12 protein-coding genes are annotated in these 13,423 nt (G+C 69.0%); 6 read left to right on the top strand and 6 right to left on the bottom strand.

From position 1 onward, the window contains the following. Window positions 1-43: 43 nt before the first annotated feature. On the bottom strand, window positions 44-1,267 hold the full coding sequence (locus AC5I49_RS13970; RefSeq protein WP_373789516.1) for a CaiB/BaiF CoA transferase family protein: 1,224 nt from the start codon (window positions 1,265-1,267) through the stop codon (window positions 44-46). 99 nt (window positions 1,268-1,366) lie between these two features. Between AC5I49_RS13970 and AC5I49_RS13965 the strand changes: the two genes are divergently transcribed. The 6 genes from AC5I49_RS13965 to AC5I49_RS13940 all read left to right on the top strand — a co-directional run bounded on the left by AC5I49_RS13965 (window position 1,367) and on the right by AC5I49_RS13940 (window position 7,971). Then, window positions 1,367-2,362, top strand: coding sequence for a LysR family transcriptional regulator (locus AC5I49_RS13965; protein ID WP_013800081.1), 996 nt, complete (start codon window positions 1,367-1,369; stop codon window positions 2,360-2,362). Window positions 2,363-2,517: 155 nt separating this feature from the next. Next, window positions 2,518-3,525: a Bug family tripartite tricarboxylate transporter substrate binding protein gene (locus AC5I49_RS13960; RefSeq protein WP_495789519.1), complete on the top strand. Its 1,008-nt coding sequence runs from the start codon at window positions 2,518-2,520 to the stop codon at window positions 3,523-3,525. Window positions 3,526-3,539: 14 nt separating this feature from the next. Then, window positions 3,540-5,048: a class I adenylate-forming enzyme family protein gene (locus tag AC5I49_RS13955; RefSeq protein ID WP_495789518.1), complete on the top strand. Its 1,509-nt coding sequence runs from the start codon at window positions 3,540-3,542 to the stop codon at window positions 5,046-5,048. 338 nt (window positions 5,049-5,386) lie between these two features. Beyond that, window positions 5,387-6,358, top strand: a complete 972-nt coding sequence (locus tag AC5I49_RS13950; RefSeq protein ID WP_495789517.1) for a tripartite tricarboxylate transporter substrate binding protein — start codon at window positions 5,387-5,389, stop codon at window positions 6,356-6,358. Then, window positions 6,336-6,596, top strand: a complete 261-nt coding sequence (locus AC5I49_RS13945; protein ID WP_016450256.1) for a hypothetical protein — start codon at window positions 6,336-6,338, stop codon at window positions 6,594-6,596. Before AC5I49_RS13950 ends, AC5I49_RS13945 begins: the two co-directional genes overlap by 23 nt. Continuing rightward, entirely contained in the window at window positions 6,580-7,971 is a 1,392-nt protein-coding gene (locus tag AC5I49_RS13940; RefSeq protein ID WP_016450257.1) for an amidase, read from the top strand. The genes AC5I49_RS13945 and AC5I49_RS13940 overlap by 17 nt, the downstream gene beginning before the upstream one ends. A 68-nt stretch (window positions 7,972-8,039) precedes the next feature. Here the strand turns inward: AC5I49_RS13940 and AC5I49_RS13935 are convergent, their stop codons facing one another. From AC5I49_RS13935 to fmdA, 5 genes are all read right to left on the bottom strand, one after another. Then, window positions 8,040-9,170, bottom strand: coding sequence for a zinc-dependent alcohol dehydrogenase family protein (locus AC5I49_RS13935; protein WP_016450258.1), 1,131 nt, complete (start codon window positions 9,168-9,170; stop codon window positions 8,040-8,042). After that, complete coding sequence (locus AC5I49_RS13930; RefSeq protein WP_026062709.1) at window positions 9,167-10,408, bottom strand: ABC transporter substrate-binding protein; 1,242 nt, start codon at window positions 10,406-10,408, stop codon at window positions 9,167-9,169. Before AC5I49_RS13930 ends, AC5I49_RS13935 begins: the two co-directional genes overlap by 4 nt. Window positions 10,409-10,555: 147 nt before the next feature. Continuing rightward, window positions 10,556-11,581 carry a tripartite tricarboxylate transporter substrate binding protein gene (locus AC5I49_RS13925; RefSeq protein WP_016450260.1) on the bottom strand — a complete coding sequence of 342 codons (1,026 nt, stop codon included), beginning with the start codon at window positions 11,579-11,581 and terminating at the stop codon, window positions 10,556-10,558. A 146-nt stretch (window positions 11,582-11,727) separates the two neighbouring features. After that, window positions 11,728-12,075, bottom strand: a complete 348-nt coding sequence (locus tag AC5I49_RS13920; protein WP_070080788.1) for an FmdB family zinc ribbon protein — start codon at window positions 12,073-12,075, stop codon at window positions 11,728-11,730. Between the two features lie 17 nt (window positions 12,076-12,092). Then, on the bottom strand, window positions 12,093-13,325 hold the full coding sequence (gene fmdA, locus AC5I49_RS13915; RefSeq protein WP_046241120.1) for a formamidase: 1,233 nt from the start codon (window positions 13,323-13,325) through the stop codon (window positions 12,093-12,095). Window positions 13,326-13,423: the final 98 nt, after the last annotated feature.

Genomic DNA, 13,423 nt, shown 5'->3' with positions numbered 1-13,423 from the left:
CAGGTGTCCGGGGAGGCGGGTGTGAACGTGGATGTGGAAGCGCTCATGCCATGACCTCCTGCGCGCACTGGTGCACCACGCCGCTGGCCATCCATTGCTCCATCTCCTGCGGCGTGCAGCCGGCCTCGGCCAGGATCTGGCGCGTGTGCTCGCCCGTGCGCGGCGCGGCGCCAAGGGATGCACCGCAGGCTGCTGCGTCTGCCGGCCAGGGTGATGCCGCATACAGCAGCGGCCCGAACCCGGGCTGCGCCAGCGTGGCGAACGATGCGCGGTGCACGGCCTGGGGATGCGCCACCACATCGGCCAGCGTGCGCACGCCCGCATGCAGGGCGCCCTGCGCCGCCAGGCGCTGCTCCCAGTGGGCGCGCGGCTGCTGCGCCAGCAAGGCCTGCAGCCCGGCATGCAGGACATGGCGGTGGGCCATGCGGCCCGCATTGGAGGCAAAGCGCGCGTCCTGCAGCCAGTGCGGCAGGTCCAGCGCGCGGCACAGCCGCTCGAACTGGTCGTTGTTCAGGGCCAGCACGGTGATGAAGCCATCGGCCGTGGCGAACACGCCGTTGGGGGCGCTCACGCCTTCGGCGGGCAGGCCGCCGCGCAGCGTGTCTTCGGCCAGCACCGTGGATTGCAGGGCGCAGCAGACCTCGAACAGGTTCAGCTCCACATGGCGCCCGCGCCCGCTGCGCGCCTTGCCCAGCAGGGCCGCCGTGCAGGCCTGTGCCGCGTAGACACCGGCCGCGATGTCGGCCAGCAGCAGGCCCACGCGCTGGGGCTGGCCCTGCGCGTCGCGGTTGCTGGTCATCAAGCCCGTGTCCGCCTGCATGACGGAGTCGGTGGCGGGCCGGTCCGCATACGGCCCCGTGGGTCCGTAGCCGCTGATGGAGACGTACACCGGGTCCAGGCCGGCCGCGCGCAGGCTGTCGTAGTCCACGCCCATGCGCTGCACGACCTGGGGGCGGAAGTTCTGCACCACGATGTCGGCCTCGCGCGCCAGCCGCAGCAGCAGCGCGCGCCCCTGGGCCTGGCGCGCATCGACGGCAATGCTGCGCTTGCCCGCGTTGTAGGTGGCCGACAGGCTGCTGTGCCCGTTTCGCGAGATGCCCACGTGGCGCGCCCAGTCGCCTTCGGGCGGATCGACCTTGATCACCTCGGCGCCCTGGCGCGACAGCAGGTGGGTGCAGTAGGGGCCGGCCACGCCCTGGCTCAGATCGAGCACACGGTAGTGCGCCAGGGGCGCCGGCGGCGCGGTTTGCAAAGCTTCTTGGTTCACGGTCTGCGGCCTTTCGCCATGGTTTCCTCCATGCTAGGGAGGCAGGGCAGGCGCCACAATCCTCGCCAGCAGGCCAGGCCTGGTGACTCCCGATCAACAATGGCCGGCCCCGGCCCTGCAAAAAATGCCGAGATGGACCTGAACCTGTGCCGCGTCTTCATCGACATCGCCGAGGCCAAGAGCCTCACGCGGGCGGCCGAGCGCGGCGGCATGACGCGCTCCAACGTCTCGCGCCGGCTGCGTGCGCTGGAGACCGAGATGGGCGCGCAGCTGCTGCGCCGCACCACGCGCAATGTGGAGCTCACCCAGGCTGGCCAGCTGCTGTACCGGCGCTGCCTGGCCATGATGGAGGAGCTGCAGCGCGCCCGCGATGCCATCCACCAGTTGCGCTCCACCGTGAGCGGCGAGGTGGGCGTGCGCGTGCCCACCGGCTTCGGGCATTTCTATCTCAAGCCGCTGATCCTGGGCTTTTGCCGCGAGCATCCCGACATCCGCCTGCGCCTGCTGATCAACGACCAGATGGCCGACCTCGTGGCCTCCAAGGTCGATCTGGCGGTGCAGATCACCTCCGCGCCGCTGGACGATCTGGTGGCCACGCGGCTGTGCGATGTGCGCTGGAACTTCGTGGCCACGCCCGCCTGCCTGCAGGCGCTGGAGCAGTCGCTGGGCCGGCCCCTGCGCGCGCCTGCCGACCTGCTGCAGGCCCGCCTCATCCTGCCGCTGGCCATGGGCGGCAGGCTGGCCTGGCTGGCCGGTAGCGGCGACGATGGCGTCGCCGCTGCCCTCGATGTGCTGCCCTCGCTGCAATCGGGCGACTACCGCCTGCTGTACGACGCCGTGCTGGACGGCCTGGGCCTGGCCCTGCTCCCGGACTACGTGACCTCGGCCGCGCTGGCCGGCGGCACCCTGGTGGCCGTGCTGGACCAGGTGGTGTTCTCCGGCCTGGGCAATGCCATGTACCTGGTGCGCATGCCCGACCGCCAGCCCACCATGGCGGCCCGCGCCTTCCAGCAGTTCCTGCGCGAGGCCATCGTCACCGCCGCGCCCAGCTGGCAGGCGGGCGCCGAGGAGGCGGGCGCGGACCTGTCTTCCTAGGACGTCCTAACAGCCGGCAAACCCCGGCTTAGGCAAAAGCAGATTCCCAAGACGCGCCCGCCTGCGCACCATTGCCTGCATGTCCGGCGCAGACCGGGCGCGCCGCCGTGCAGGCCACGGCAGCGCTTCATTCATCTTTTGCAGGAGACATGCACATGCCCGCCCAACACCGCCGCAAGGCCCTGGCCACCCTGGCCCATGCCCCGCTTCTGGCGTCCCTGGTGACCGCCCTAGCCACCCTGACCGCCCTCCCCGCCGCCGCGCAGGACGCGCAGCCCGTGCGCCTCATCGTGGGCTACTCGGCCGGTGGCCCCGTGGACCAGGGCGCCCGCCTGCTCAGCGTGGCGCTGACCAAGGAGCTGGGCGCCTCGGTGGTGGTGGAGAACAAGCCCGGCGCCAACGCCACCATGGCCGGCAGCGAGGTCGTGCGCGCCAGGCCCGACGGCCTCACGCTGTGGTTCGCGGCCAGCCCCACCATCACCATCAGCCCCAACGTGATGAGCAAGATGTCCTTCGACCCGGCCCGTGACCTCACGCCCGTGGCGCCCGTGCTCAGCTACTACAACGTGCTGGTGGTCAACAACAACGAGCCCTACAGGACCACGGCCGAGCTCGTGGCCTATGCCAAGGCCCATCCGCAAAAGCTCAACTACGGCTCGGCCGGCGTGGGCGGCTCCAACCACCTGGGCGCGCTGCTGTTCGCGCGGCGCAGCGGCATCGAGATGAACCACATCCCCTACAAGGGCAACGCACCGGCCATGACCGACGTGATCGGCGGCCAGCTGAGCATGATGCTGGACATCATCAGCACCGCCAGCAGCTACATCCAGGGCGGCAAGGTGCGGGCCATCGCCGTCACCTCGCCGCAGCGCAATGCGTCCCTGCCCGATGTGCCCACCTTTGCCGAGTCCGGCATCGAAGGCCTCAAGGGCTTCGACGTGGGCGGCTGGTATGGCGTCTATGGGCCCAAGGGCATGTCGCCCGAACTCGTGGCCCGCCTGAACAAGTCCATCAACGCCGCCCTGGCCCAGCCGGAGCTGCGCAAGCGCCTCAAGGAACTGGGCTACGAAGAGTGGACCGGCGCACCCCAGAAACTGGCCGAGCGCGGTGCAAAAGAACGCGCGATGTGGGCCACCGTCACGCAAGGCATTGTGGTGGACTGAGGGATACGCGGAGCATGAATCAACGAATACACCATCTGCTGGACCGCTGGCTGGCCGAAGCGCCGCAGCGTCCCTTCATCCACCTGCCCGACGGCAGCAGCCTGAGCTTTGCCGACCTGGGCGCGCTGGCGGACACGGCCGAGGCTGAGCTGCGCGCGCTGCAGGTGCGGCCCGGCGACCGCGTGCTGGTCGTGGCCGAGAACTGCCCCGAGCATGCGGCGCTGATCCTGGCCTGCAGCCGCGTGGGCGCCTGGTCCTGCGGCGTGAACGCACGCATGGCGCCCGGCGAGATCGATGCCTTTGCGGCCAAGGCCGATGCGCGCGTGGTGTATTTCACCTCGGCCGCATCGGACAGCGCCAGCGGCCACGCGCGGCGCTTTGGCGCAGGCGACTCGGCCCTGGCCGGCATGCAGCACAGCCCGGTGCGCGCAGAGGCGGTGGCCGAATCCGGCGCGCTGCAGGACGAGGTGGCGGCGCTGATCTTCACCTCGGGCACCACGGGCACGCCCAAGGGCGTGATGGTGGGGCATGACGCGCTGACGCTGTTCGCGCGCGTCTCGGCCGCATCGCGCGGGCTGGGCCCGCAGGACCGCAGCTACGCCTTCGTGCCCATGACCCACATCTTCGGGCTGGGCACGGTGCTGCTGGCCTCGCTGCATGCGGGCGCGCAGATGGTGATGCGCCCTCAGTTCGACCCGGCCGACCTGCTGGATGCGCTGGCGCGCCACGGCATCTCGCAACTGCAGGGGCCGCCTGCGCTGTACGCGCGCCTGCTGGCCCATCTGCAGGAGCAGGGCATTGCACACCCTCAGGCGCCGGCGCTGCGCTATGTCTACACAGGCGCAGGCCCGCTGGACCTGACGCTCAAGAAACGCGTGGAGGCCGCCTTCGGCCAGGCGCTGCACCATGGCTACGGCCTGTCGGAATACGCAGGGTCGGTCCACCTCACGCGACAGGGCGAGCAGCGGCCCGACACCAGCGCCGGCTACGTGGTGGAAGGCGCCGAGGTGCGCGCCGTGGACCCGGCCACGGGCCGGCCCCTGCCGGTGGGCGAGCGCGGCGAGCTGTGGATACGCGGGCGCGGCCTGATGCACGGCTACTTCCGCGATGACCAGGCCACGGCCGCCGTGATGCGCGAGGGCGGCTGGTACGCCAGCGGCGACCTGGGCGAGCTGCATGCCGACGGCGCGCTCTTCGTGGTGGGGCGGCTCAAGGAAATGATCATCCGCTCGGGCTTCAACGTGTATCCGGCCGAGGTGGAACTGGCGCTCAACGAGCTGCCCGGCGTGCAGCGCAGCGCCGTGGTCGGCCGCCCCGAAAACGATGGCAACGAGGAGGTCATCGCCTTCGTCGAACTGCAGCCCGGCGCCACGCTGGACAACGCTGCCGCGCGTGCCCACCTGCGAGAACGGCTGGCGCCCTACAAGCTGCCCGCCCGCATCGTGCCCCTGGCCGAGCTGCCCACCAGCCCCAACGGCAAGGTGCTCAAGCGCCTGCTGCAGGAACAGGCGCTGCGCGCTTGAGCCAACACGCCCGCTGAATCGTTGCGCCGGTGCCACTGCCGGTGCAACCTTTCACCCTCCCTGCCCTGAATCCCGACGCGCGCCAAGGCCATCGCCGTCGGAAACCCTTATCTGCGGCATCGATGCAACACCCCTACGCCAAGCGTGGCACAGGCCTTGCACCCCTTCTTTCATGATGTAAAACTATGGAACTTAATATCTCGATAGTTTAAAAAGATTCATTAACTGAACGCTTGCCAGGCCCGGGCTGCAGGCAGCCGCAGTGGTGCACATCCCATGTGCCTGCTCACGTCTGCAAAAAGACAAGCCCCATTTCCGCAACCATTTGAATCAAGCGAATGAAAAAAATCCTCAATCTGATTTTCGGAGGTATTTTCCTGATCGCTGCCAGCTTGGTTCATGCGGCCTGGCCAGACCGGCAGATCACGCTGGTTGTACCTTTCCCGGCAGGCGGTGGCACCGATATCGTGGGGCGCATCATCGCCAAGGAGCTTGCACAACGCCTGCGCGTCAACGTGGTGGTGGAAAACCGCCCTGGCGCCTCGGGCAACATCGGTGCGCGCCAGGTCTCCAAGGCCCGTCCCGATGGATATACGCTGCTGATCTGCTCCACGGCCCAGACCATCTCGGGCGCGCTGTACACGCAGGCCGGCTATGACGTGGTCAACGACCTCGAAGCCATCTCCACCATCAACGACGGTCCTCTGGTGCTCATCACACGCCCGGGCCTGAAGCTGGCGTCGGTGCAGGACCTGATCGAGCTGGCGCGGCGCAGCCCCGGCAAGCTGACCTATGCCACGCTGGGCTACGGCAGCGCGGGCCACATGGCGGCCGAGGCCCTGAGCCTGGCCGCCGACATACGCATGCTGCACATCCCCTACCAGGGCGCCGCGCCCATGATGAGCGACCTGGTGAGCGGCCAGGTCGATATCGCCTTCGACCTGCTGATCACGGCCAAGCAGTATGTGCACCAGGGCAAGGTCAATCGCGTGGGCGTGGCCACGCGCGAGCGCTCGCCCCTCATGCCCGACTGGCAGACGCTCAGCGAGCAAAGCCCGGCCCGGCTCGGCAATTTCAACGAGACCTCATGGAATGTGCTCATGGCACCCAAGGGCACGCCGGCCGCGATAGTGAACGCCATCAATGCACAGATGAAAAATATCCTGACCGACGAAAAGGTGCAGAAGAAATTCATGGAGCTTGGCAGCATTCCCCTTTGGAAATCCGTGGACAGCACCAAGGCATTCGTATCCGACGACGCCAGAAAATGGAGAAAGGTGGTCAGTGATGCCGGCATCGCGAAAATCTGAAATACCCCCTTCGCCGCAGAAACTGGCAGGGCCCGATGTCAATGCGCTGCACGAATTGCTCAATGCGCTGAAAAAGCACGGCATCGACATCCCCTTCGAGCGGCTGGGACCCATCCTGGCGGAGCACCAGTTGCTGATGGAGCACCGCGGCCTCGTCAACGAACTGGCGCATGAGGCGGGACCCTCGCAGATCCACACCACCATCTCCCGTCAGAGCAAGCATGAGCGGCAGTCCTGAACTTTCGATACGACAGATGGCCAGCGCGCTGCGCGCCGGCAAGACCACTTCGGAGATGCTGACCCGGGCGGCGCTGGGACGCATCCGCGCCATGGACATCGACATCCATGCCTTCACCAATCTCGATGCCAGCGGTGCCATGGAGGCTGCGCGCAACGCAGACATGGCGCGCGGAGAAAGCGCCGATCTGCCGCTGCTCCACGGCATTCCCGTGGCCATCAAGGACGTCTACGACGTGGCCGGCCTGCCGACCACCTGCCAGTCCTGGCTGAGCCTGGACTATGTGCCCGAAGACGATTCCACGCCGGTGCGGCGCCTGCGCGATGCGGGCGCCGTCATCCTGGGCAAGCTGGCCACGCATGAGTTCGCCATCGGCGCGCCCAGCCCCGACCTGCCGTTTCCCGCAGCCCGCAACCCCTGGGACCTGGCCCATATCCCGGGCGGATCGTCGTCGGGCTCGGGCGCCGCCATTGCGGCAGGCTTCACGCGGCTGGCCCTGGGCACCTGCACGGGCGGCTCCATCCTCATACCGGCCGCCTGGTGCGGCGCCGTGGGGCTGAAACCCACCTACGGCCGCGTCTCCAAGCACGGCGTGTTCCCCCTGGCCTGGACGCTGGACCACTGCGGCCCGCTGTCGCGCAGCGTGGAGGATGCGGCCATCGCGCTGCAGGTGCTGGCCGGGCACGACCCGCTGGACCCGGCCAGCTCCACCGAACCCGTGGACGACTACTGCACGGGGCTGGAGCAGGGCGTGAAAGGCCTGACCATCGGCGTGCCGCAGGACCACTTCCAGTCGTCGCCCCAGGCGTCGCCCACGTTCCTGTCGGCCTTCGACCGCACGGCCGCGCTGCTGGCCGAGGCCGGCGCCCGTCCCATCCACGTGAGCCTGCCCCACAGCCAGCAGTTCCTGGCGGCCGGCCGCGTCATCCTCAGTGCCGAGATGTTCACCATCCATGCGCAGGACCTGCGCTCGCGCCCGCTGGACTATGGCGAACTCACGGCGGCGCGGCTGCTGCTGGGCGCCACCGTGTCCTCGGAGGATTACCTGAACGCCCTGCGTGTGCGCCGCATGCTGGCGGCCCGCGTGGACGCTGCGCTGGACCGCTGCGACGTGCTGCTGACCGCCATCACCCTGGATACGGCGCCGCGCTTCGACCCCATGCCGCATTTCCGCCACTGGCCGGTGCAGACCCATGCCTTCAACGTGACCGGGCACCCGGCCGTCAGCGTGCCGGTGGGCCTGTCGCCCCAGGGCCTGCCGCTGGCCGTGCAGGTGGTGGGACGCTACTTCGACGAGGCCCGCATCCTGCAGGTGGCCCGGGCCATCGAGCGGCTGACCGGCTGGGAAAACCAGCTGCTGCCCGACGGCACCTGACCGCCGTGCTTGGCTTGGACACAGCCGCAGCAGCAGCCCCGGTCCTCGCTGATCAGCCTGACCTCCTATCAGGCCTCCATGCGGATGATCTGGCGTATGGCCTCGCCACGCGCCAGGCGGTCGAAGCCCTCGTTGATCTGGTCCAGCGTCAGGTGGCCGGTGACCAGGCGGTCCACCGGCAGCCTGCCGGCCGCATGCAGGGCCAGGTACCGGTCGATGTCGCGGCGCGGCACGCAGCTGCCCATGTAGCAGCCCTTGAGCGTGCGCTCCTCGGCCACCAGGTGCCAGACCGGCAGGCTGATGGCCTGGGCGCTGGAGGGCAGGCCCGCCGTCACGGTCTGGCCGCCGCGCCGCGTGATGCGGTAGGCCATCTCCAGTGCCTTGGCCGAGCCCACCATCTCGAAGGCATGGTCCACGCCGCCGCCCGTCAGCGCCCGCACCTGCTTGACGGCATCCTCGTCTCCGGCGTTGACGGTGTCGGTGGCGCCGAAATCGCGCGCCATGGCCAGCTTGTCCGCATTGAGGTCCACGGCCACCACGCGGGCCGCACCCGCCGCCGCCGCGCCCATCACCGAGGACAGGCCCACGCCGCCCAGCCCCACCACGGCCACGCTCTGGCCGGGGCTCACCCTGGCGGTATTGGCCACCGCGCCCACGCCGGTCATCACGGCGCAGCCGAACAGCGCAGCCAGCTCCAGCGGCACCGACTTGTCGATGCGGTGCACGCCGCGGCGCGAGAGCACGGCATGCTCGGCAAAGGCCGAGACGCCGACGAAGTGCGAGATGGGCTGGCCATTGCGCGACAGGCGCCTGGCGCCCGACAGCAGGGTGCCCGCCACGCCGGCCTGGCCTGCGGGCTCGCACAGCACGGGCCGGCCCTCGGCGCAGGGCTGGCAGTTGCCGCAGCCGGGCACGAAGAGCATGACCACGTGGTCGCCCACCTCCAGGTCGGTCACGCCCTCGCCCAGCGCCTGGATCACGCCTGCGGCCTCATGGCCGAGCACGATGGGCGTGTCGCGCGGACGGTCGCCGTTGATGATGGACAGGTCGGAGTGGCACACGCCTGCGGCGGCCACCTTGACCAGCACCTCGCCGGGGCCGGGCGGCGCCAGGTCCACCTCCCAGATCTCCAGCGGGCGGCTGTCGGCATAGGGCGCGGCTGCGCCCGTTCTCGTGAGTACGGCGGCGCGTGTCTTCATGATGTCTTCACCAGCTTGCAGCTGCTCCTGGACAGCGGGCGGAAGGCTTCGTCTCCGGGGATGGTGGAGAGCACCTTGTAGTAGTCCCAGGGATATTTGGATTCCTCGGGCTTCTTGATCTGCACCAGGTACATGTCGTGCACCATGCGGCCGTCCTCGCGCACCTTGCCGTTCTGGGCGAAGAAGTCCTCGATGGGCATCTGCTTGAGCTGGCGCGCCACCGCGTTGCCGTCGTCGCCCCTGGTGGCCTGCACGGCCTTGAGGTAGTTGGTGACGGCCGAGTAGGCGCCCGCATGGATCATGGAGGGCATCTTCTTCATCTTCTCGAAGAAGCGCCGCGACCAGGCGCGCGTGGCCTCGGTGCGGTCCCAGTAAAAGCCCGTGGTCAGCACCATGCCCTGGCCGTAGCGCAGGCCCAGCGCATGCACGTCGTTGATGAACAGCAGGCTGGGCACCAGGGTCTGCCTGGGCGCGATGCCGAACTCGTGCGCGGCCTTGATGGCGTTGACCGTGTCGCTGGTGGCATTGGCCAGGTTGATCACCGAGGCCTTGGAGGCCTGGGCCTGCAGCAGGAAGGACGAGAAATCGCTGGCATTGAGCGGATGGAAGGTGGTGCCCACCAGCTTGCCGCCGCCGTCCTTCAGGAAGTCGGTCACGTTGGCCGTCATGGCCTTGCCGAAGGCATAGTCCACGCCCAGGATGAACCATTCCTTCTTGCCCTGGGCCAGGATGCCGCGCACCGCGCCGTTGGCCAGCGCATAGCTGTCGTAGGTGTAGTGGATGGCCGTGGGCGCGCAGTGCTCGTTGGTGAGGATGTCGGAGGCGCCGCCGGTGTTGATCACCATCTTGCCGCGCTCGCGCGCCAGGTTGTTGACGGCGATGGCGACGGCCGTGTTGTTGATGTCCACGATCAGGTCCACGCCGTCGCGGTCGAACCAGGTGCGCGCATGGGTGGCGCCCACGTCGGCCTTGTTCTGGTGGTCGGCCCAGACCACCTCGATCTTCCTGCCCAGCACCTGGCCGCCGAAGTCGGCCACGGCCATCTTCGCGGCCTCGACGGAGCCGCGCCCCGCCGTGTCCGCGTACAGGCCCGACATGTCGCTGAGCACGCCGATGCGCACCACGTCGTCCGATATCTGCTGCGCCTGCGCCGCCGCCGTCCACAGCAGGCCGGCGCCCAGCGCGCAGCCGGCAGCGCGCACCTTGGTGAAGCCGCCTCGCATCAAGCCTTTCCGCATATCCGTCTCCTTGTCTCGGGGTTGTTTTTCTGGATACCGGAGGCAAGCCTAAGCAGGCAGGCCCGGCCCGCCTATGCGCGATTGCGAAAGACCGGGTTGCAGCGCTGCGAAGCCGGGTTTGTCCCGGGTACGGGCACGCCGCCGTGCTCAGTCCGCCTGGATGCCGGCCACCTTGACCACCTGGGCCCATTTGCGCAGCTCGCTGCTCAGGCGCTCGCGCATCTGCTGCTGGGTGCCGGGGTCGGCCTCGGCGCCGGCCGTCAGCAGGCGCTCGCGCACGGCGGCATCGCGCAGCGCGGTGTTGAAGTCGGCATTGATGCGCGCCAGCACGGCGGGCGGCGTGCGGGCCGGCGCAAACAGCGCGGCCCAGGAATAGGCCTCGTACTCGGGCAGGCCCGACTCGGCGATGGTGGGCACCTCGGGCAGCATGGCCGAGCGCTGGCGGCTGGCCACGCCCAGCACCTTGATGCGGCCCGACTTGATGTGCTGCAGCGCGCTGGGCGCATCGGCAAACATCAGCTGCACCTGGCCACCCAGCAGGTCGTTCATGGCCGGCGCGCTGCCCTTGTAGGGAATGTGCTGCAGCTTGATGCCCGCATGCATGTTGAACAGCTCGCCGGCCAGGTGCGTGCCGCCGCCATTGCCCGAGGAGCCGAAGCTCAGCCCGTTGCCGGACTTGGCCAGCGCGATCAGCTCGCGCACGTTGCGGGCGGGCACCGAGGGATGGGCCACCAGGAAGACCGGGAACATGGCGGCAAAGCTCACGGGCGCGAAGTCACGCTCTATGTCGTAGGTCATCTTCGGCTGCAGCGCCGGGTTGACCGCATGGTGGATGGAGCCCACGAACAGCGTGTAGCCGTCGGCAGGCTCCTTGGCTGCGAGGGCCGCGCCCACCATGCCGCCGGCGCCCGCGCGGTTGTCCACGATGCAGGGCTGCGGCCAGATCTCGCCCAGCTTCTGGGTGAAGGCGCGTGCCGTGGTGTCCACCGGGCCGCCGGGCGGAAAGGGCACGATGAAGCGCACGGGCCGCGTGGGCCAGGCATCGGCCGCAAACGCCGGCCGGACTGCAGGCAAGAGGCTGCCGGCCGCCAGCGCGCCACCGGCGGACAGCAGGCGGCGGCGGCGCGAAGAGAAGGAGGAAGTGGCAGAAGGCAGGAAGGAAGATGGGGGCATGGCGAAACTCCGGGCAACGGGCGGCGGCTTGCCGCGCGGCCCATTCTGGGCAAGCCGCCCTGCGCCGTGTTTCGCGAATGTGGAAGGCGCGCTTCCAGGGCTCCCAAGCGGTGGAAACCCTGGGAAGCGGTCCACTCCGATGCAGCCTAGTGGCTGATCATCCAGGGCCGCCGCGAGGGCGCGGACTTCGCGCCGTTGGGCGCCGTCACCGTGGCGCTGCGCCGCCCCGATCCGCAGCAGCCGCAGCCTGCCGGGTGCCTGAGCCGCGCATAGTCATAGTCGCGCGAACTGGCGGGCTCGTGGCGCGCGCGCTCGTTGGTGGCCATGGCGCGGCGCGTTCCGTCGGCCATCAGCGCCAGCCGGGGCGCGGCGGCCAGCACGCGCGCAGCCGCCGTGCCGCAGCCGGGGCAGGCCGCAGGCTCGTCGCGCAGGCGCAGCGGCCGCAGGGCCTCGAAGCCGCCGCATTGCGCGCATTCGTAGTCGTAGGTGGGCATGGGCGGGCTCCTTGGCGTCAGCGCAGGTCGGGGGACAGGGGCATGTCCACGCTGCCGTCGAACTGGACGACAGGCCCTGCGGCGTTGGGGTTGATGTCGAAGTCGAAGATGCCCGTGGGCAGCCACAGCGTGGCGCAGGAGTTGGGCACGTCCACCACGCCGCTGATATGGCCCTGCACGGGCGCCGTGCCCAGGATGGAATACGCCTGGGCGCCGCTGTAGCCGAACTTCTTCAGGTATTCGATGGCGTTCAGGCAGGCCTGGCGGTAGGCCACGTTGACATCCAGGTAGTGCTGCCTGCCGCTCTCGTCCACCGAGATGCCCTCGAAGATCAGGTAGTCGTCATAGCGCGGCGTGATGGGGCTGGGCTTGAAGATGGGGTTCTTGATGCCGTACTTGGCCATGCCGCCCTTGATGAGTCCGACCTTCATGTGCACCCAGCCGGCCATCTCGATGGCGCCGCAGAAGGTGATCTCGCCATCGCCCTGGCTGAAGTGCAGGTCGCCCACGCTCAGACCGGCGCCGTCCACATAGACGGGGAAGAACACCTTGGCACCGCGCGACAGATCCTTGATGTCGCAGTTGCCGCCATGCTCGCGCGGCGGCACGGTGCGTGCGCCTTCGGCGGCGGCCTTGTCGCGCGCTTCGCCGCGCATCTGGCCCATGTGGGCCGTGCCGGCCGATGGCGGGTTGGCCAGGCCTGGGACACGTTCGGGGTCGGTGGCGATGAGTGCGCGCTCGCGCTCGTTCCACATCTCCAGCATGGGCCGGTCAGGCAGGCAGCCGATGAGGCCGGGATGGATGAGGCCGGGGAAGTTCACGCCTGGTATGTGGCGCGAGCTGGTGAACATGCCCTTGAAGTCCCAGATCGATTTCTGGGCCGAGGGGAAATGGTCGGTCAGGAAGCCGCCGCCATTGTTCTTGGAGAAAAAGCCGTTGAAGCCCCAGAGGCTGTCGGGCTTGGCGCCGATGTCCAGCAGGTCCACCACCAGCAGGTCGCCGGGCTGGGCGCCCTTCACGCCCACGGGGCCGGACAGGTAGTGCACCGTGGTCAGGTCGATGTCGCGCACATCGTCGGCGCTGTCGTTGTTCTTGATGAAGCCGCCGGTCCAGTCGTAGGTCTCCAGGATGAAGTCGTCGCCGGGCTGGACCCAGCAGGCCATGGGAATGTCCGGGTGCCAGCGGTTGTGGACCCTTTCGTTGTCGGTGGGCGGGCGGTTCAGGTCCACCTTGATCAGCGTATCCGTCATGTGCAAAAACCTCCTGGGTGGGTGGGGATCGACAGCGGAGAACGGGCCGGGGTGCGGCACGCCATTGCCGGCCTTCCTGTGGCGCCACGCCGTGACAA

This window comes from Delftia sp. (assembly GCF_059499305.1).
Note: the sequence above shows the minus strand (reverse complement) of the source record. Positions and strands in the feature narration are given on the sequence as shown.